Genomic DNA, 18,894 nt, shown 5'->3' with positions numbered 1-18,894 from the left:
GGTCAGCAAAAATTAAGCCTCGTCTGTGTGGTTTACTTCGTATGTCTGAGCGATAGAATAACCAACCTCGTCGAGGGCGAAAGTCAACTTGTCAACCTTGTTAGAGTAGTAGCCATAAGATACTACTGCACACCAAGATGTTGCGATACCGAATGCAGTGTTGATCAACGCCTCAGAAATACCAGCAGAAAGTGCAGCTGAGTCAGCACCACCACCTGCAGCAAGAGCAGAGAACGACTTGATCATACCGGTTACAGTACCGAGAAGACCAGTAAGTGTACCAAGAGTTACAAGAGTAGCAATGATAGGGAGGTTCATTGTCAGAGTTGGCATCTCAAGCTGTGTTGCCTCTTCGTGAGCCTGCTGAATCTTAGCTACCTTCTGAGCCTTCTTCAAGTTTACATTAGCACCACTCTCCATATCCTTGTAAGCATTCAATGAAGCCTTAACAACATTTGCTACAGAACCCTTCTGCTGATCGCATAGCTGATTAGCCTTAGCAAGGTCATTAGCGTTAAGAGCAGCCTTGATGTTTGCAACGAACTTTGGAAGTGAACCCTTACCGAAAGCAGTCTTCAAAGCCATCCAGCGTTCGATAGACATAGCGAGCACTGTTAACAAGAGTGTGTGGATAACAGGTACGACTACGCCACCCTTAAAGATTGTACCCCATACGTCAGCTGGGTTTTCACGTGCAGCTCCATCCTGGAAGTGCATTGGATTGCCGAACCATGTGTAGAACAATGTGAACGCAACGACAGCGCAAACGACGATAATCCAAAATGCGCCTCTAACTCCTGTGAAGCCCTCAGACTGTTTCTTTGGGGCTGGTTTTTGTTGTGTAGTTGCCATAATTTGATAAAATTTTAATTTTTAGGTTATTATTGAATTAATTTGTTAATATCTTTCTGATTTATAACTCTTTGTGTGTAATCATTACCATAAACGGAGAATGACCATAGCTACTTTATCTCCGCAAAGATAGTAATTAAAAGAAAACTACAGACACGATTAATAACATTTAACAATTAGAAATTCACAGTTTCTCTCATCTTTATATTACTATCAGCGCAGCTATTTGACACTTATTTTAGTTTTGAGAGTACTTCTTTAATCCGACGAAGTGCTTCTTTTATATTCTCATCACTTGTCGCATAACTCAATCGGAAGCAATCTGGTGAGCCGAAAGCATCTCCTCCCACGATTGCAACGCCTCCTTCTTCAAGAATATACATTGCAAGATCAGAAGAAGTATTAATAACATGCCTCCCGTAAGACTTTCCAAAGAAGCTAGAACATTTGGGGAAAAGATAAAAAGCACCTTGTGGCACATTTACCTCAAGTCCAGGAATCTCTTTTGCCAAACTTACAATCAAGTCACGACGACGTTGGAATGCTTCACGAAACCCAGCTACACAGGTTTGATCACCCTCGTATGCCCCAACAGCAGCCATCTGACTAACACTGCATGTGCCTGACGTATATTGGCCTTGTAGTTTATTGAGTCCCTTCGCAATCCATTCTGGTGCAGCCACCCATCCAATACGCCACCCCGTCATCGCATAAGCCTTACTAACTCCATTGCAGATGATCGTTCGCTCTTTCATCCCTGAACAAGATGCAATACTGCTATGTCCACCTATATAATTAATGTACTCATAGATCTCATCTGAAAGGATAAACAAGTCCTCATGAGCCAAAACAACTTTTGCTAAGGCCTCTAATTCCTCTGAAGAATAGACACTTCCTGTAGGATTACTTGGTGAACAAAGAATAATCAACTTTGTCTTAGGAGTAATCGCTTCCTCTAATTGTTCAGCTGTAATCTTGAAATCCTGTTCGATACCAGCAGGCACAACGACAGGAACACCACTGGCAAGTTTCACCATTTGTGGGTAGCTTACCCAATATGGAGCTGGGATGATTACCTCATCACCAGGATTAACCAAAGCTAAAACTGTGTTACAAACACCTTGCTTACCGCCGGTACCAACGATAATCTCCGAGGGAGTATAATCAAGATTATTTTCCTTCTTCAGTTTTCTTGAAATGGCTTCTCTCAAAATCAGGTAGCCAGGAACAGGAGAATACTTTGAGTAGTTATCATCAATAGCTTTTTTGCCTGCCTCCTTTACATGATTAGGAGTCATGAAGTCTGGTTCGCCCACACTCATGTTGATAACATCAATCCCCTGAGCTTTCAATTCACTACTCTTCTGCGACATAGCTAATGTTTCAGAAGGTGCCAATCGCTTTAAACGATCTGATAGTTGTGCCATTTTAAACTTTATCTTTCTTTGTGTATGATTTCATTCACAAAATTACGTAAATTCATTTTAATAACGCAATTTTCCTTTCTTTATTTTATCTATATAACATTTTTAGTACCGATTTGTCATTTGATGAATTAGGAACAATCGAAAGATTATGAGCTTCAAATTCATAAAGTGAGATTATGCACATCTAAAATAAAAATAGCTTCTTGCTTCTATAAAACTTATATTTAAATATCATTATTGTAATGAGCCTGAAGCCATAACTAAGGTCCAAAGATTAAGAATTGTCTTAACAAAGAGTGTCATTAAAGTTAAGCAAAATCATCAATCAAGAATGAAAACGTATAACAATAACCATCATATTATCAACGCATTACAAAACAGCACCTAAAAAGTTGGCTTCCTAAAGAGCGACTATTAGAGCTTTAAAGGGCGTCTTTTGCAACTCAACTGGGCATCTTTTATAAGTCTGTTAACCGCCAAAAAACCGTTTGACGAAATATTAGGACAAAACACTTTACCAAAAGGCTCTACTCCACTCTTTTCTGACATCATCGAAGATAAAGACCGAAGCTATCATTTTGCAATTCATTTATGGAAGGCTTATCATTTCTGATGTCAAGTTCTACTCAATATGTGTCTTTATTTTGTGTGTTTCAATTAGCAGATAAGCAAAAAATTCTTAGAGCCAAAAATAAAATCCCACAAAAGAGATGACAACTCTCTTTTGTGGGATTTTATACAAGGTTCAATTTAGAACCATTCTATTGTTTTCATATCACTTATAGGTGCAAATCGTGCCCCATACGATCACGTTTAGTCTTCAAATAACGATAATCAAACGTATTAGGAGTAATCTCAATTGGAACATTCTCCTCAATCTCCAAACCATAAGCTTCAAGGCCAACTCGCTTCGTTGGATTATTCGTTATCAAACGCATCTTATGAATACCAAGATGGCGCAACATCTGTGCACCAGAACCATAATCGCGCTCATCTGGTCGGAAACCAAGGTGAAGGTTAGCCTCAACTGTGTCAAGTCCCTGTTCTTGCAACTTATAGGCAGCAATCTTATTCATCAAGCCAATGCCACGTCCTTCCTGCTGCATATAGATGATAACACCCTTACCTTCTTTCTCAATCATTTCCATTGCCTTATGAAGTTGCTCTCCACAATCGCAACGCTTACTTCCAAGAATATCACCCGTTGCACATGATGAATGAACACGTACAAGGACTGGCTCATCCTCTTTCCAGGTACCCTTAACAAGTGCCATGTGTTCCAAACCATTTGCTTGACGGAAAGGAATCAGGTGGAACATGCCATATTCCGTCGGTAGTTCTACTTCCTCACCAACGACAATACTTGACTCGTTCTTCAGGCGGTAGGCTATAATATCTTTGATACTGATAATCCTCATATTCCACTCCTTTGCACATTTCTGCAAATCGGGCATACGCGCCATGGTACCATCTTCGTTCATAATCTCCATCAGCACACCAGCAGGGTAACAGCCAGAAAGTTTACACAGATCGACTGCCGCTTCCGTATGACCCGAACGACGCAGGACACCATTATCTTGAGCATAAAGTGGATTGATATGCCCAGGGCGTCCAAAGGTTTGTGGGGTTGAAGTTGGGTCGGCTAAGGCTTTGATTGTCTCTGCGCGATCATGAGTTGACACACCCGTTGAACATCCTTCCAACTTGTCAACCGTAACAGTGAATGGTGTCCCAAGTACTGAAGTGTTATCAGAAACTTGATGAGGTAGGTCCAGCTCTTCTGCACGTGAGAGCGTAATTGGCACACAAAGAACGCCTCGTGCATTCTTCAACATAAAGTTCACCTTATCTGGCGTTATCATCTCTGCTGCCATAATAAGGTCACCCTCATTCTCTCGGTCTTCGTCATCTACTACAATAACAAACTTTCCTTCCCGAAAGTCTTTCAATGCATCTTCGATGCTATCGAGTTTAAAATCTTCCATATTGTTACTGATTTTTATGGTTTCTATATCAAAGGCTCTTTGCTTCCTTCTTTTCCTTTAGACGTTGAATCTCTGTCATAATCGTCTCGTTACAGTTCGTAATCGTACGAAGATCGCGATAAAGACGTAAACGGAAACGCCACATACGGAAATAGAAGAAGATACCTGCTGGTAAAATAATTGCTGCAAAAATATTTAACCACTTATGGTCAAAGGGTCTTGTATGCGCTTTTACTGCCAATATCGGGTATTTGTTTAGTTCTGTCATGATGACTTTGTTACGTGTATTGCTCAAGTCTTCAATAACATTCTCAAGTTCATCATTAATCTTCTCTATTACATGATCCGCATGATAACGGAAAAATACCTTTATTATATTAGGAGCAGACTTCAGCCTGCGCGTCTTAGCGTAGTCTGCAATTCTTACATTCAATTCGTTGAGTTTCTCTGCATCTGTACGATAGTCAGGGTCATGCAAGATAACTTCCTTACTTGCAATACTACGCTTAATGCGTATTCCAAACATCCTCATCAACAGATTTCTGTACATATCAGCATTGAATACTGTAGAGTCGTTATTTGCCTTATAGGTAAAGAACACTGCCATCGGAATGAGAACAGCCATAGACAATCCTTTACCAAACCATATTGCCCAGTCTCCCTGACGTGCCATTCGATATCCTGTATTATCTAGGATATAAAAAATGATGAACACAATAACACTGATAATGATAGGAATACCCAATCCTCCTTTTCGAATAATTGCACCGAGCGGCGCACCGATAAAGAAGAAGATGATACATATCAGTGCCAATGTAAACTTGTTAATAGTCTCTATATCATGCAAGCGGATGATCTTGTCACCATCAGTGGTGATCATACTCTTAAAATCTAGGTCGCTAACTTCTTGCTGAACAGTTGACAAAGCTTGATCAACAACGTAACGTCGTTGATCTGCGGGCAACTTATTAAATACCGAATCTACATTGAAAGCCTTTGCTTTTGATAACTTTATAGCTTCTTTCCTTTGTGCGGCTTTGAGATAAGGATCGTGGTAATAAATCGTCTGCGCATCTTTATAGAAGGCTTTACCCACACTATCATAGACATGCACTAAGGAGTCCTTATCATGCTGTATCTTCTGAATGCTTTTCGTTCGAGCATCATTTGTGATACCTGCCATATCCGTAAGGTTGAAATCGCCATCGAAATCAAGGACAATATGCTTATGTGCAAAGGTTTCTCGACGATAAGGTACACTGGCACTATTACCCATTTCTTGCGAACGCATGTTCTCAAACCACTCTCCACTCCAGAGGTTAAGTACAAGGTGTTTCTTATCTACTGTTGACTGCAACATGCCCGAGTCGGCGAGGATAATAGCTTGATCTTCATAGCTATCCGTCATTCGATACACCATAATATTATATAGGTGTCCTGTCTTCAAGTCTTTCTTCTCTACGTAGAGATTTGTTTGTGGAATACCATCATAGAAGATTCCTTCTGGGATTTCCAGTTCAGGACTCTTCTGTTTCATAGAGATAAGTAGCTGGGCTATGTGTTTATGCGCGATTGGTCCTACATTATTCTGGAAGTAAAAAGAACCAAAAGCAATAAAAATACTAATAACTATCAGTCCTCTAAACGACTGAATCAACGAGATACCAGCAGCCTTAATAGCTGTCAACTCTGAACTCTCGCCAAGGTTACCATAGGAAATAAGCGATGAAAGAAGAATCGCCAAAGGAAGTGCTTGTGGCACCATCATCAAGCTCATATACCAAAAGAATTGTCCAAGAACGTCCATTGACAATCCTTTTCCAATCAAGTCGTCAACATATCGCCACAAGAACTGCATCATCAACACAAACAAGCTGATGAAGAATGTTCCCATGAAAAGCATGCCAAACTGCTTGGCAATGAAGATATCTAACTTCTTGATTCGAAACATGATATAAAAAACGAGACGTTTTCTCTCTTATTTTATGCGTAAAGCTATAACAAATAAAAACAAAGAAATCTTGTTTTCAATTTGTAAACTGCATCTTACCTTTTGCAAAATTACATAAAAATATCAGAGTAATGGTCTTTTTTAGTATTTTTATTCTTTAACCTGAGTCTTTCCTCTAAGAATACAAACCTGCATCAGATATTTTATTCTCATTTTACTCTTCTGTCTTATTACGAAGAAGAAAATTTAAAAAGAGACTCTTTTAGCATGCATGCATTATAAAACCCGATAACGCACATGCTGTCAGAACTACTGCATGGCATACATGAGCAACCGCATCAACAACGCACCACGCATGCTAATTTTCGCAAAGTTTTTTTAGACCACACTACATACCCGTGATACGATGTAGGCGGTCGATCTTCTTATTCCAAAACTGTTCCAATCCTTCTACATCATCGTCCTCTACAAAATCAGTAACTAAGAGATGATAGTTGCCAGCTATCTCACTATGAAACATCTTTATCTCCCAAAAAGAATCACTCTCTGAAGAATCCCAATGAAAACGTATGTAATTGTTTTTCACCATATCAACAATCGTTGCAGTATGGGTATCATGTTCGCGAAGCGGATCTCCCCAAATAAAAGTTGCCGAATCTTCCTCTATCGTTACATCATCTGCCAACCACTTCTTTAAACCAATTGGTGTACTTATCAATGCCCACACAGCACTGCCCGACCGCGTTTTCAATTCGTATTCTAGTTCTATCTTATTACTCATTTCAAATATTACGTTTAATATTATTCTATTCTTAACTCACCTTTTTGTGCCAGCAAACTTATTGTGACATCAAAACTAAAAGTCGTTCGTCATACAAGTTAGTTGCTATAAGCAGCAAAATAGCCACTTCCATTTCATCACGTACATCATGTCATATCTCTACCCGATAAGACTGAAAGACAACCTTTATAGGAGTAAAGTTCCTGTTTTATTCTCTTAATCTGTTGCGCTAAGCTAAATCTACAGATATTATTTGACCTACGTAATACTGATTTTATACAAAGCTACAACTTGTTATACAACCATACTCCCCCTCTTTTCAAATGCAAATATAAAACTTTTTCTCGGATATCCATTAAAAAATTGACGTAATATTTGCATGTATGACATTTTCTTCATACCTTTGCACCCGCTTTCAAGAACGAAAGTCAAATGGACGGCGGGATAGCTCAGTTGGTTAGAGCGTCGGATTCATAATCCGGAGGTCCGGGGATCGTAGCCCCGTCCCGCTACAGAAAGGTTGATAATCATAATGATTACCAACCTTTTTTGTTTATATATGAAGTTACGGGCAATCTGTCATATCAGGATTTCTCAATTAGAGCAATGAGCCCATTAGTTCTCTCAATATTGAAATTTATGTATGTAGTAAGTGTCATTATGTAATCATCGATTTTACTCACCTAACACCAATCGCTCATCACCTAACACTCGTCATACCAAATACTTCAAGACCCTTCTTTTTCCATGGTACAAATGGAAGAAAATATATCAATTAAAGAATTGTCCGTACCTTTTTCCAACATAGCCTATGCATCGTTTAATGGATGGAAGTCCCGAATTTAGTCAACTATAAACTCCCAACACCTTGTTAGGCCAAATACGGAACTGGGTGTCTAGTAAACTTTTGCGGGATTATGCGTATATAAAGAGAGATTAAGCACCCGCACCATTTGTGCTAAGCACCCGCACCAAACTACAAGAAATCTGTATAACAGCGAATGATGATAATCATTCACAACAGACAAGCAGTTAAAATACATAACTTTTGTTCATAAATGCAGAGGACATTTGGGAATTCAAACCATCCATAGGAATCGTTATAGAATAAAAAAAGCGAGCCTTACGACTCGCCTTGTGATTTTAATCAGTAACAGGTTATTAAACCTTATGGGAGGGAGATAGCCTCACTTGGACAAACAGATGCACAAGTACCACACTCAGTGCAAGCATCTGCATCAATATTGTAGATTTCACCCTCAGAGATAGCCTCTACTGGGCACTCATCGATACATGTACCACAAGCGATACAATCATTACCAATTACGTAAGCCATAATATAAAAATTATAATGTTAATAATGTTCTTGTATTACAAATAGGCCTCAATACCTAGATTTGATGATGCAAAGGTAGAAATAAATTCTTAAATACCTAAACATAATAGTAGAAATTACAAATATTTAGACAGCATAAAAATAGAAATGAACGAAAAACAAAACGTACAAAATACTGAAACAAAGACACCTAACTAAACATATACTTCTCAACATGGCGACCATTAAGGTCTCATTTAATAATAAAATTATTCTCAACGCCTACCTAAAAAGGATGAGTAGCCAGAAAAGGCGGATGATAACTTCATTTATATAGACAATAAAACAAGAACTTATACGTTTGAAGATTAATTATGAAAAGAACATTATTAGCCCTCACCCTATTGGCTTCCGTGCTGACAAGCCATGCACAGGAACGAAAAGTGCAGAATCGCCCTTATACGGATCTGCGTGATTTCCATTTCGGTGTGCTCGTTGGTACACATCTACAAGACCTTGAACTCAATAATATTGGACCGCAGATGGTCGATCTCGACGATGGTAATGGTTTGGTACAGAAAGTCGTTTCGGCGGATCAAGACCGCTGGGACGCTGGATTTACAGTGGGAGTATTGGGTGAGTTACGACTCAATTCTACCTTTCAGTTGCGTATGGCTCCTGCCATGTACTTTGGTACACGACATCTGACCTTTCGAAATATCACAGACCTTAATGCGCAAGGAGAGCCTACGGAGCAGGTGCAAGACCTCAAAACAGCATACGTCTCTTGTGCTTTCGACCTCATTGCAGCTGCTCCACGCTTTAATAATCATCGCCCTTACGTGATGTTAGGACTAAATCCTATGCTCAATCTCTCAGGTAAGAACAATGATTATATCAAACTCAAACGGGGCGATGTCTTCGTAGAAGTAGGACTTGGATGTGACTTCTACCTCCCTTACTTTAAACTACGCCCAGAGTTAAAGTTCATGTACAGTCTTATGAACAGTCTTGATAAGAGTCATGCAAAGAATCTCCAAGACAAGAATATGCTCATGTACACCAACTCTGTCAACGAAACTCGCGCAAAGATGATAGCGCTCACTTTCTACTTCGAGTAAATCCTTTATTTGTCAAGCAAATAGACATGGCATAAAAGATTTATAACGAAGAAAGACTTATCAAAAGCAAACAGAATCTATGCAATTTTGAAGTTGAACTCCAAAATTGCATAGTTTTTTTATTAAAACACACTTTTCGCTTGTACACATGCTTTTTTTTATGTAATTTTGGAGTTGAACTTCAAATTTACATAAACTTATGACCGATTATATACATCGCAAAATAGAGGAAACGATACTTGAGGCATCAAAATACTTCTCCGTGATAGCTGTCTCTGGACCACGTCAATCAGGCAAGAGTACATTGTTAACTCAATTATTCCCACTCTACGAGAAATACAGTCTAAAGGATCTCAACATTCTTGATTACGCAAAGAATGATCCCATAGCCTTCCTTAATCAGACAGATGAAGGAATGTTTATTGACGAGATACAAAGGTGTCCTCAACTATTAGACTACATACAAGGCATTGTAGATAACAATTCCAAGAGACATTTCGCATTGTCAGGAAGTTCGAATTTCGAGGTAATGAAGAACTTATCAGAATCTCTTGCTGGTCGTGCAGGGGTGTTCGAACTGTTGCCAATGTCCATACAGGAGGTTACAGGAAAGGTTGATTTAGACAATCTAAATCAAATCCTTTACAACGGGCTCTACCCTTCTATCTGTGCAAAGAAGAATATTGCTAAGTTCTTTTACCCCTCTTATGTTAGGACATACTTGGAGAAAGACGTAAGAGATCTCCTACAGATAAAAGACCAAATACGCTTCACAAAGTTCTTGAAACTGTGTGCAGCACGAATAGGCTCACTCTTCAACGCTTCTGAATTAGGTGCAGAGGTAGGCGTAAGTTCCAAGACTATCAGCCACTGGCTTTCTGTCTTACAGGCTTCTTACCTCATAACGCTCCTCCCACCCTACTATGAGAACATTCCAAAAAGACTGGTGAAGAGCCCTAAACTCTATTTCAACGACCCAGGACTGGCCTGTTATCTACTCGACATCGAGAGTCCTCAACAGTTAGACAGGGATAAGATGCGTGGTGCTATCTTTGAGAATATGATTGTTATGGAGGCTATCAAGCATCGCTATAACATGGGATTAGAGGGTGGAGTATTCTTCTATCGCGACTCTAATCAGAATGAAGTTGACCTCTTAATCAAGCAGGAAGGGGAACTAACAGCCATTGAAGTGAAGTCTTCTATGACTTATAGTTCATCTTTCGAGAAGGCACTCACGCAGATTGAAGGATGGATAAAGACCCCCATAAGTAAGAAGACTATAGTCTACTCTGGCGACTTTGAGAACACGAGTGGCAACATCAACCTTATCAACTATCGCCATATTTCTTCCATTCTCTGAGTCTTTATTATTCAAGACAAGGTACTATTTCTCTGTTACAGAGGCTCTCCTCTTCTTTTCTCTATGCCAAACAGGTAGATAATAAAAGATGTTAAAAAAACGGGGGCTTAGTTTCACAATATAAAGAAAACAGTATCTTTGGTGCATTTCTAATCGTAAACAAAAGTAGTTATGAGAAAGTTTATTATCCTTCTTTGTGCACTCGTTGCAAGTATAAACATCAGCGCACAGACTAAAGAAAAGCAAGATAGTCTGAACATACCAGTGTTTCTTGTAGATGGAGTTGAGGTACAGAACATCGATAACCTTGACCAAAAAGACATCATTAGTGTGAATGTTATCAAAAACGGTGACTTCAACAAGCTATTTTATCCACGTACTGGCGGCGTGATGCTGATTACAACAAAATCAAAAAAATATCTGAAGCCTATCATTCAAAAGTATCAGGAAAATATGAAGAAAGCAAAGGGCGACAGGAAGCCTGGTGAGATTTACATAAGATAAAGGTGCACACAAACACCTTTCATAATACGAGAACGCTATCAGGCTATAGCTTTTTACATCGTAATCAATGTCCAATAGTAGCTGAATAATCGTAACTGCTACTATTGGGATTGGTTCTTGTAAATAAACGAGATTGATTACATCAAATTAATACCATGCATAAAACAAAAAACAAATAGATACGATAGCTGCTTCAACAAACAACTTGTTCCCTTATTAAACACTATTTGTAAACTATTTTCACGCAAATCAAATCTAATATATGCTCTTTTGGCTTCTAAAAGACGCCTAATTGACTTGCAAAAGGTGCCCTTTTGAAGTCTTACTAACGCCCTTTTGAAGTCCAATTAAGCACCTTTTCTTCTACAATTGACTATGCCTAAATTTACTTCACACTTTTCTGGTTATTGTTACTAAATTGGTTTACACATTTTTTACTTGCTTCCTGAACAGCTTTACACCCCCATGGAAACTTTACTGATTCGCTTTACATAGTCATAAATCTTGACAATGAAGTCTGAACGTGTGTAGCACATGTTCAAAGTTAGTATTTTTCCTTCAACTTACAAAATTTAATACCATGAAACGCACAGAAACCCTTATGCTACATTGCAGTGCTTTTCTCTCATTTGTCTTGGCGTAAGCATGCCGTTGCTCATATGGGGTCTCTTATTGTTGTAGAAGTCTATGATACCAGCAATAGTGCATCGTGCATCATCGAGGTTCTTCGGTCGTTTCATGTGGTAGAGCCACTCTTGCTTTATTATTCCGTTCACTCTTTCGGCGATTGCATTATCTGTAGGGTTGTAGTCTTCAGTCATGCTTATGCCCGAGTGTATACTCTCCAGCCTTGCCACGTAGGCGTTGCTGCAGTATTGAACCCCACGATCAGAGTGGTGCGTCATCAGCGAGAGATTCATACCCTGTGAATGTTCTATTGCCATGTCTAGGGCAGCAAGCGTATTGACAGCCTGCAGACTGTCAGAAAGCTTCCATCCGATTATCTCATGAGTGAATGCATCGGTTATGAGGTGAAGATAGACCACACCATCCTCAGTATCTATATATGTGATGTCTGCTACCCAGAGTTGTGCAGGACGTGTAAGAACCATTCCTTTTGCCGTGTTCTTATACTTGAAATAGTTGTGATTGGAGTTCGTGGTGTGGCGACATCTGGATGGCTTCAGCATAAGGTGATGCTTGTGCATTAGCTGGTAGAACCTGTCGCGCCCAAGCATTAAGCCAGGATAGATATCCATAAGCATGTGCAAAAGTTTCTGTGCACCTATTCGAGGAGCATCTGCACGAACATCCATTACTGCACGTACGACAATTTTCTCAGTAAGTTTACGATGCTCCCTCTTCTCTTTACTCACAGAGTAATAGCCTTCACGAGTCTTGCCAAACAGTCCACTCAGCAGCCCAATTGATAAACAAGGGTTGCTGACTCGAAGGCTGTCTACTGCTTGGCGCCAGCTTTTTTTAGCAAATCCTCACCATATTCCTTACTGCTTATCTCTATGACTTTCATCAAACCTTGATTGCGAAGTTCAGAATACTCCAAAGCTTTCTTCAAATTCGATACTTGTTCTTCAAGCTCTTCCTCACGAGTTAGAGGGGCTTTCTCCATAGCTTTCTTACTACGCATAGCTTTTACTTTAGTAATAATATCATGCGACAAAGATAGCTTTTTTTCATCTAAATCATACTTTTTTTGCCATTGATAAAAGCTGGCACTATTAATGCCGTACTTACGACAGATGAAATTAATTGACACTTCTGATGAGTAATACTCACGAAGTAAAGTGAGAATAAAGTCCTCACTGAATGTTCTGTGTTTAGAATGTTTACTTCCCATTTTGAATTTTAAATGTTAAAATGATGTGAAGTAAATCTGCTATAAGACAAATTTTATAACTGATTGATTTTCTGTTGGTTGCAAACTTGTTCTTAATACGTATTTTCTCCCTTATTTATGGAAGTTTTATTTGAATTTATATAATGATTTTTCAATTCCTTATTTGCGTAATTTTCAACATATTAAAAGAAGGGGTTTTCTGTGTCGAAAGATGATAATAGAATAGACAGTGGACAGTTTTAGCTATGTATTCGCTTAATGATTAACTTTCAACAACGTTTTAGGAAGTATAAAAGACTGTGGGCTGCATCAATAAGATTGCTATTGGCAATCATACTGATACAGCCCACTTTATTCTATATAAGTCTATCGAACGAAAGACCTACTTTTTCTTCTTCATATCAAGCACCAACTTACCTACGTAAATAGCATGCTTACCATTCTGATCTTCGCCAACCATCTTGCCGTCAAGGTCTTTCACGTACTCTAACTTTGTAAGATAGGTATGTGAGTGACCGCCTAATACAAGGTCAAGACCACGAGTTCCTGCGATAACCTCCTCATCACTGACCCCTTCTATGTTCCAACCAAGGTGAGAAATACAGATAATAAGGTCGCACTTCTTTGCCTTTAATTCGTTGATAACCTTCTGTGCACAAGCGACAGGGTCGTTATAAACAATTGGACCATAGTTAGCTTTCACTACCAAACCATCCAATTTTGGAGCAAGACCAAAGACACCAATCTTCAGTCCGTTACGCTTCAAAATAATGTATGGCTTAACCAACTTTGCTAATTCAGTTCCTTTAAAATCATAGTTTGCACAAACGATTGGGAAGTTTGCCTTCTTAAAGAGGCGCACCATATTATCCAAACCAAAGTCAAATTCATGATTACCAATCGTAGCAGCATCATAGTGCATCTGATTCATCAGTCCCACTTCAACATCACCCTTAAACATTGTGTAATAAGGCGAGCCTTGCGAGAAGTCACCACTATCAAAGAGTAGCAAGTCAGGGTTCTTTGCACGCTCCTCTTTAAGCATTGCAATACGACGCACAAAACCACCACGATCAGCCTTCATCGTATCAGCAAGATTAGGACTGAGCGGATAAATCTGACTATGCGTATCGTTTGTATGGAGAATTGTCAGTTTCTTGTCCTGTCCAAAACCTACAACAGCCATGAAACAGAACATTATCAATAATATATTTCTTTTCATTTTCCTAACTCCTTAAATATTTATTCCACACGGATACGTCCTTCTGTGTGAGCATTAACCACCTTACCTTGAGCTGTCTGCTCCTTGAAATAGTTCATAATTATAAAACGTGTATTGTTACTGCTTTCTTGTGGTGAAACAACACTTGTTGCCGACTTAAACGCCTCCATCTTATCATTACCCTGTGCTAAGTAATCGAGCGTAGCAATACGATAACTTGCCTTTGGATCAATCTCCTTACCATGCAAACGAGCAGATTTAAGCTTATGGTCGCGTGTGAAAACAAGTTCTACGCCATGGCTAACAGCCTCACCACCAGTATGAGCCATCTGTGAGAACAGCTCTAAAAGTTTCTCACCAGAAAGTGTTACGAAGCAAATTTTATTCTCGAAAGGTGCGATATCCAACACGTCACCAAAGGTAATCTTACCCTTAGAAAGGGCTGCACGGATACCACCCATATTATAAACACCAAAGTCAACCTTCTCATTATAATCGCGTGCAGCCCACACCATGATGTCTGCCAACAGATTAGAGAGATCGCTCTCTGGGCGGTGTGCCACCATATCGTGGTCAACCTCTCCCACAACAGGTCCCATCACCGAGTCAACCTTGTGCTTAAATGGTTCCATAAACTTTGCAGCCCCTGCATCAGGAGTAGCATCATATCGATTATCAACCAGCACACGTGTACGCTGAATGCCTGCTAACTCATAATGAGAAGCACAGCCCGTCAACGCTAATAATGCTGTTAATCCAGACAGATAAACCGTTTTTTTATACATATATAATGACTTTTATAGTTCTCATAAATATTTATCAGAGTAGGAAATAGCCCTACTTTGATTAACTTCGAACGTCGCTCATCCTGTTATGTATAGGTTACATCACAAGCCGACAACGTTCAAAAAGATAATGCAAAAGTAAGAAAAAAAAACGAATCAAATGCTTGTCACATTATTAAAGATATACTGCCAGAGTGAAAAACACGTTCAAAAACAAAGTGCATAGAACTACATATACCTCATTTTAGGTATTGCATATCATAAAGAATATTAATACTTTTGCAGATGTTAATTAACACTCATAGGATTGTATTATATGAAGAAAGAAACAATTTATCTATCTCTCGCAATGCTTGCAATGGCAACAACACCTTGTAATGCACAATCAGAAGAGATTAAAGACTCCACATTACATCTCGAAGAAGTAACAATCAGTACCACACGTATGCCTGAAATAAAGCAGAATGCGGCTGCTACAGTTACGATTATTGACCAAAAGCAAATAGCAGAAATGAGCAAATCGGCTCCCGATATCACCCACCTCTTGGGTATGCTTACGCCTGGTATGGCTCTATCAAGTAATACTACAAGCTCGCGCGCACAATCACTTCGTGGAAGAAGTGCACTTATCTTGATTGATGGAATACCTCAATCAACTCCTTTGCGTTCAACAGATCGTGATATCCGAACCATTGACATCGCTGCTATCGACCATATAGAAGTGGTAAAAGGTTCTACCGCCCTCTATGGTAATGGTGCTATTGGAGGATTGATAAACATCATAACTAAGAAGAACACCACCAACAAGGCTATTGCTGGAGAGACGACTCTCTCGGGTTCAACTTATAACTTCTTCCGTCACGGAAAAGGGCAAGGTTATCGCATCAACCAGCAAGTTTATGGTCGTGTGGGACAGTTTGATTATCTCGTAAATGGTGCTTTCGGACGTACAGGTAGTGCTATTGATGGTGATGGAAAGTTTATCTCTCCGCGCTACGGACTCGGTGATACCTATACAACAAACGTACTTGTTAATCTCGGTTATTCCCTATCTCCAAAGAACAGAATCGAATTGATGTATAATTTCTATCGTAGTTTGCAAGATACGAAATTGATTCCTTTCGGCGGAAAGTACCTCCAAAGTCCTTCAATTGGTATAATTGGAAACAAGGATCCACAGGCAGTTGACGAGGGAACAAGATACAACCACAATGCTTACCTCAAATTTACTTCAAAGGATATATTCAAACATACCGACTTAGAAGCATCTGTTTATGGCTCGGGAATATATACTATTTTCGACTTCCGTAAGGCTAACCCAGCACAACCAAGATGGGAAGAAACAAGCGGACAGTCGGCTGTTAAAGACCACAAGTTTGGTTTCCGCACCCAGTTTAATACCCGACTTATTTTCTCAGAGAATGCGTTTGCACGTTTAGCTTATGGTTATGACTACCTTTATAATAAGACGTCACAACCATTGGTAGATGGTAGATATTGGATGCCATGGCTGACAAGTAACAACCATGCACCCTTTGTTCAAATGAAGACTACGCTTTGGCAGCACCTTAACGTCAAACTTGGAGGACGTTACGACTTCATTAATGTGAACGTACCAGACTATGATGTATTGCGCAATAAGCTTTCTGACCCACAGGTTCAGGTCAAGGGTGGAAAGCTAAAGTATAATAATATGTCTTTTAATGTGGGTATTTCTTATAACAAATATCCTGCTTTTCAACCCTTCGTAGCCTATTCTCAAGGTTTTTCTATCTTTGATTTAGGTCGTACACTACGTGCTGCTAAGGCCGATGTACTCTCTAAGATATCAACAGAACCTGTAAAAACAAACAACTACGAGATTGGAGCCTACTCTAACATAGGCAATTGGCTACAACTCAATGGGTCGTTCTTCTACACCTACTCTAAATTAGGTAGCGACCTCAAAATAGAAAATGGCTTCTGGGTTGTTAATCGTACTCCGCAGAAGGTTTATGGAGTTGAGTTCAGTGCAGATGCAAGACTAACAAACAACTTAAAAGCTGGAGCAAATTTCTCTTGGTTAGAAGGAAAGATTAAGTCGGCTTCTGGAGAATGGGATACTTACATGTCAAATATATCTATCCCAGCCTCAAAACTTTCAATGTATGTCAACTACACTCCAATCAGAAACACATATATCCAATTGCAATATCTGCACACAGGAAAGCGCGATCGCTTTTCACCAAATGCTGCAGGAATATACCAAGAGGGAGAAGGACCTATCAACAGAATCAACCTAGTCAATCTGACAGCTGGTGTAAAGTTGAAAGTATGTGATCTCAGTTTGGCAGTATCTAATCTTTTCAATTACACATATTACACACCTTCATCTATGCTAATGGCGCGTAATGCAGAGTATGCACATGGTGATGGTAGAAAAGTAACCCTCACGGCTATCTTTAAATATTGATACAAGCTATACGACAAACGACTTCGTTAGATAAAATCAGATCAGAATAAACATTTAAAACAACTTTTACGATAAAGCCTTTGTATATGCTCTGAAATATACAAAGGCTTTTATAGTGACAACACCCAAAGTTTTGTGATGAGTGCAGGCTAAACCGCCGTTCATACATCTGAAGCTTTCCAGAAACAAATGGCAAAAGCAAAGAAAGAGATTACTAACATCTTGTCTGCAAAGGAGAAATAAAAGCAGACAATTACTTTGTTGGTTCAGAAAAAAGCAGTAACTTTGCACCGCTTTTCGGCGTAACCGCTGATTGTGGAAGAGTCATGGATTATGTTACGTTGGAACGACAAACAATATTTAATTAATAAAAACAATGGATTTAATTAAAGTTGCTGAAGAAGCATTTGCAACCGGCAAACAGTTCCCAGAGTTCAAGGCTGGTGACACAATCACTGTCGCTTACAAAATCGTCGAGGGTAACAAACAGCGTATTCAGCTCTACCGTGGCGTAGTTATCAAGATTTCTGGTCATGGTGAGAAGAAGCGTTTCACAGTTCGTAAGATGTCAGGCACCATCGGTGTTGAGCGTATCTTCCCAATCGAGTCACCAAACATCGATTCTATCGAGGTGAACAAGCGTGGTAAGGTTCGTCGTGCAAAACTCTACTACCTCCGTGATCTTACAGGTAAGGCTGCACGTATCAAGGAAAAGAGAAACGTTACTGCAAAGTAAGCCCTTGGAAATCCAAGAAAATAAAAGTCCGAGACTATCAGTTTCGGGCTTTTTTGTTTGCTGGTCAATGAGCCATATAAACAATATAGGGACATACACTTTATTTATCTTATGGCTTATGTTACCTACTGATAAACATAACGTATATCCCTATAATTTTTCTCTGATAATCTATCCAGGGATTCCCTTTCAAGACTACCCCTTACTCCTTACACGCACTGAGCGATTAATCATCATAATTCAACCCTGCGTCGTTCTCACCATGCAAAGCAGCACTCAAATCCTTCCAGTTTTGAAAACCAGCAAAAAGAGCCAGTCTATCCAAAGTCTTTTTAGAAGGTTTCTCCTTCCCCTTGAAATAACCTATCAACTTCTTCAAAGAAGACGATTCCAAGTGGATGTGATAAAGAGCCAATCTGCCTGACAATCTCTCTAGATCTGAAGCCAGTTCTTTGCGGATATGCGCCTTTTGACCAAGCTCCTCGATAATGGTTCTAAGCTTCTTCTTCATACCACAATTTTCAACATATACTAACGTAGTG

The 18,894-nt window shown here is 39.4% G+C and carries 16 protein-coding genes and 1 tRNA gene; 6 read left to right on the top strand and 11 right to left on the bottom strand.

Annotation, left to right across the window (positions count from 1 at the left end; translation table 11 throughout):
• Nucleotides 1-12: 12 nt before the first annotated feature.
• The 5 genes from J4856_RS07310 to J4856_RS07290 all read right to left on the bottom strand — a co-directional run bounded on the left by J4856_RS07310 (nucleotide 13) and on the right by J4856_RS07290 (nucleotide 6,996).
• Nucleotides 13-852: a MotA/TolQ/ExbB proton channel family protein gene (locus J4856_RS07310; protein WP_025837931.1), complete on the bottom strand. Its 840-nt coding sequence runs from the start codon at nucleotides 850-852 to the stop codon at nucleotides 13-15.
• 233 nt (nucleotides 853-1,085) lie between these two features.
• Nucleotides 1,086-2,279, bottom strand: a complete 1,194-nt coding sequence (locus tag J4856_RS07305; protein WP_025837929.1) for a pyridoxal phosphate-dependent aminotransferase — start codon at nucleotides 2,277-2,279, stop codon at nucleotides 1,086-1,088.
• A 779-nt stretch (nucleotides 2,280-3,058) separates the two neighbouring features.
• Nucleotides 3,059-4,264, bottom strand: a complete 1,206-nt coding sequence (locus J4856_RS07300; RefSeq protein ID WP_025837927.1) for a bifunctional 3,4-dihydroxy-2-butanone-4-phosphate synthase/GTP cyclohydrolase II — start codon at nucleotides 4,262-4,264, stop codon at nucleotides 3,059-3,061.
• Nucleotides 4,265-4,292: 28 nt separating this feature from the next.
• Entirely contained in the window at nucleotides 4,293-6,215 is a 1,923-nt protein-coding gene (locus J4856_RS07295) for an LptF/LptG family permease (RefSeq protein WP_025837925.1), read from the bottom strand.
• 388 nt (nucleotides 6,216-6,603) lie between these two features.
• The gene (locus tag J4856_RS07290; protein ID WP_025837923.1) at nucleotides 6,604-6,996 is read right to left on the bottom strand and encodes an START-like domain-containing protein; all 393 of its coding nucleotides are present in this window, start codon (nucleotides 6,994-6,996) and stop codon (nucleotides 6,604-6,606) included.
• 438 nt (nucleotides 6,997-7,434) lie between these two features.
• Here J4856_RS07290 and J4856_RS07285 point away from each other — a divergent pair.
• Nucleotides 7,435-7,508, top strand: a tRNA-Met gene (locus tag J4856_RS07285).
• A gap of 656 nt (nucleotides 7,509-8,164) precedes the next feature.
• Here J4856_RS07285 and J4856_RS07280 read toward each other — a convergent pair.
• Nucleotides 8,165-8,332: a 4Fe-4S binding protein gene (locus J4856_RS07280; protein WP_025837921.1), complete on the bottom strand. Its 168-nt coding sequence runs from the start codon at nucleotides 8,330-8,332 to the stop codon at nucleotides 8,165-8,167.
• Between the two features lie 353 nt (nucleotides 8,333-8,685).
• Here J4856_RS07280 and porT point away from each other — a divergent pair, with 353 nt between their 5' ends.
• The 3 genes from porT (at nucleotide 8,686) to J4856_RS07265 (ending at nucleotide 11,299) form a co-directional block, all read left to right on the top strand.
• Nucleotides 8,686-9,432, top strand: coding sequence for a type IX secretion/gliding motility protein PorT/SprT (gene porT, locus J4856_RS07275; RefSeq protein ID WP_065367851.1), 747 nt, complete (start codon nucleotides 8,686-8,688; stop codon nucleotides 9,430-9,432).
• 199 nt (nucleotides 9,433-9,631) lie between these two features.
• Nucleotides 9,632-10,795: an ATP-binding protein gene (locus J4856_RS07270; protein WP_065367850.1), complete on the top strand. Its 1,164-nt coding sequence runs from the start codon at nucleotides 9,632-9,634 to the stop codon at nucleotides 10,793-10,795.
• Nucleotides 10,796-10,966: 171 nt separating this feature from the next.
• Entirely contained in the window at nucleotides 10,967-11,299 is a 333-nt protein-coding gene (locus J4856_RS07265; RefSeq protein ID WP_025837919.1) for a hypothetical protein, read from the top strand.
• 599 nt (nucleotides 11,300-11,898) lie between these two features.
• On the opposite strand, the gene J4856_RS07260 is transcribed toward J4856_RS07265, so the two are convergent.
• The 4 genes from J4856_RS07260 to J4856_RS07245 form a co-directional block, all read right to left on the bottom strand.
• The gene (locus tag J4856_RS07260; protein ID WP_262503085.1) at nucleotides 11,899-12,720 is read right to left on the bottom strand and encodes an IS3 family transposase; all 822 of its coding nucleotides are present in this window, start codon (nucleotides 12,718-12,720) and stop codon (nucleotides 11,899-11,901) included.
• A 38-nt stretch (nucleotides 12,721-12,758) separates the two neighbouring features.
• A complete protein-coding gene (locus J4856_RS07255; protein WP_065368028.1) occupies nucleotides 12,759-13,157 on the bottom strand; it encodes a transposase in 399 nt (132 codons plus the stop codon).
• 382 nt (nucleotides 13,158-13,539) lie between these two features.
• A complete protein-coding gene (locus J4856_RS07250; protein ID WP_025837593.1) occupies nucleotides 13,540-14,379 on the bottom strand; it encodes a bifunctional metallophosphatase/5'-nucleotidase in 840 nt (279 codons plus the stop codon).
• A 20-nt stretch (nucleotides 14,380-14,399) separates the two neighbouring features.
• The gene (locus tag J4856_RS07245) at nucleotides 14,400-15,164 is read right to left on the bottom strand and encodes a 5'-nucleotidase C-terminal domain-containing protein (protein ID WP_013263849.1); all 765 of its coding nucleotides are present in this window, start codon (nucleotides 15,162-15,164) and stop codon (nucleotides 14,400-14,402) included.
• Between the two features lie 316 nt (nucleotides 15,165-15,480).
• Here J4856_RS07245 and J4856_RS07240 point away from each other — a divergent pair, with 316 nt between their 5' ends.
• Together J4856_RS07240 and rplS are read left to right on the top strand one after the other, a co-directional pair.
• The gene (locus J4856_RS07240; RefSeq protein ID WP_065367849.1) at nucleotides 15,481-17,616 is read left to right on the top strand and encodes a TonB-dependent receptor; all 2,136 of its coding nucleotides are present in this window, start codon (nucleotides 15,481-15,483) and stop codon (nucleotides 17,614-17,616) included.
• A gap of 376 nt (nucleotides 17,617-17,992) precedes the next feature.
• Nucleotides 17,993-18,352 (top strand): 50S ribosomal protein L19, encoded by a 360-nt coding sequence (gene rplS, locus J4856_RS07235; protein WP_025837591.1) that lies wholly within the window; start codon nucleotides 17,993-17,995, stop codon nucleotides 18,350-18,352.
• 226 nt (nucleotides 18,353-18,578) lie between these two features.
• Here the strand turns inward: rplS and J4856_RS07230 are convergent, their stop codons facing one another.
• Nucleotides 18,579-18,863 carry a hypothetical protein gene (locus J4856_RS07230; protein WP_025837589.1) on the bottom strand — a complete coding sequence of 95 codons (285 nt, stop codon included), beginning with the start codon at nucleotides 18,861-18,863 and terminating at the stop codon, nucleotides 18,579-18,581.
• Nucleotides 18,864-18,894 lie beyond the last annotated feature (31 nt).

It is taken from the genome of Prevotella scopos JCM 17725 (assembly GCF_018127785.1).
GTDB lineage: Bacteria > Bacteroidota > Bacteroidia > Bacteroidales > Bacteroidaceae > Prevotella > Prevotella scopos.
Note: the sequence above shows the minus strand (reverse complement) of the source record. Positions and strands in the feature narration are given on the sequence as shown.

Bases quoted from the DNA above. Each gene is read 5' to 3' on its own strand.
- J4856_RS07310 (WP_025837931.1), bottom strand. From the start codon at position 852: ATGGCAACTACACAACAAAAACCAGCCCCAAAGAAACAGTCTGAGGGC.
- J4856_RS07305 (WP_025837929.1), bottom strand. From the start codon at position 2,279: ATGGCACAACTATCAGATCGTTTAAAGCGATTGGCACCTTCTGAAACA.
- J4856_RS07300 (WP_025837927.1), bottom strand. From the start codon at position 4,264: ATGGAAGATTTTAAACTCGATAGCATCGAAGATGCATTGAAAGACTTT.
- J4856_RS07295 (WP_025837925.1), bottom strand. From the start codon at position 6,215: ATGTTTCGAATCAAGAAGTTAGATATCTTCATTGCCAAGCAGTTTGGC.
- J4856_RS07290 (WP_025837923.1), bottom strand. From the start codon at position 6,996: ATGAGTAATAAGATAGAACTAGAATACGAATTGAAAACGCGGTCGGGC.
- J4856_RS07280 (WP_025837921.1), bottom strand. From the start codon at position 8,332: ATGGCTTACGTAATTGGTAATGATTGTATCGCTTGTGGTACATGTATC.
- porT (WP_065367851.1), top strand. From the start codon at position 8,686: ATGAAAAGAACATTATTAGCCCTCACCCTATTGGCTTCCGTGCTGACA.
- J4856_RS07270 (WP_065367850.1), top strand. From the start codon at position 9,632: ATGACCGATTATATACATCGCAAAATAGAGGAAACGATACTTGAGGCA.
- J4856_RS07265 (WP_025837919.1), top strand. From the start codon at position 10,967: ATGAGAAAGTTTATTATCCTTCTTTGTGCACTCGTTGCAAGTATAAAC.
- J4856_RS07255 (WP_065368028.1), bottom strand. From the start codon at position 13,157: ATGGGAAGTAAACATTCTAAACACAGAACATTCAGTGAGGACTTTATT.
- J4856_RS07250 (WP_025837593.1), bottom strand. From the start codon at position 14,379: ATGAAAAGAAATATATTATTGATAATGTTCTGTTTCATGGCTGTTGTA.
- J4856_RS07245 (WP_013263849.1), bottom strand. From the start codon at position 15,164: ATGTATAAAAAAACGGTTTATCTGTCTGGATTAACAGCATTATTAGCG.
- J4856_RS07240 (WP_065367849.1), top strand. From the start codon at position 15,481: ATGAAGAAAGAAACAATTTATCTATCTCTCGCAATGCTTGCAATGGCA.
- rplS (WP_025837591.1), top strand. From the start codon at position 17,993: ATGGATTTAATTAAAGTTGCTGAAGAAGCATTTGCAACCGGCAAACAG.
- J4856_RS07230 (WP_025837589.1), bottom strand. From the start codon at position 18,863: ATGAAGAAGAAGCTTAGAACCATTATCGAGGAGCTTGGTCAAAAGGCG.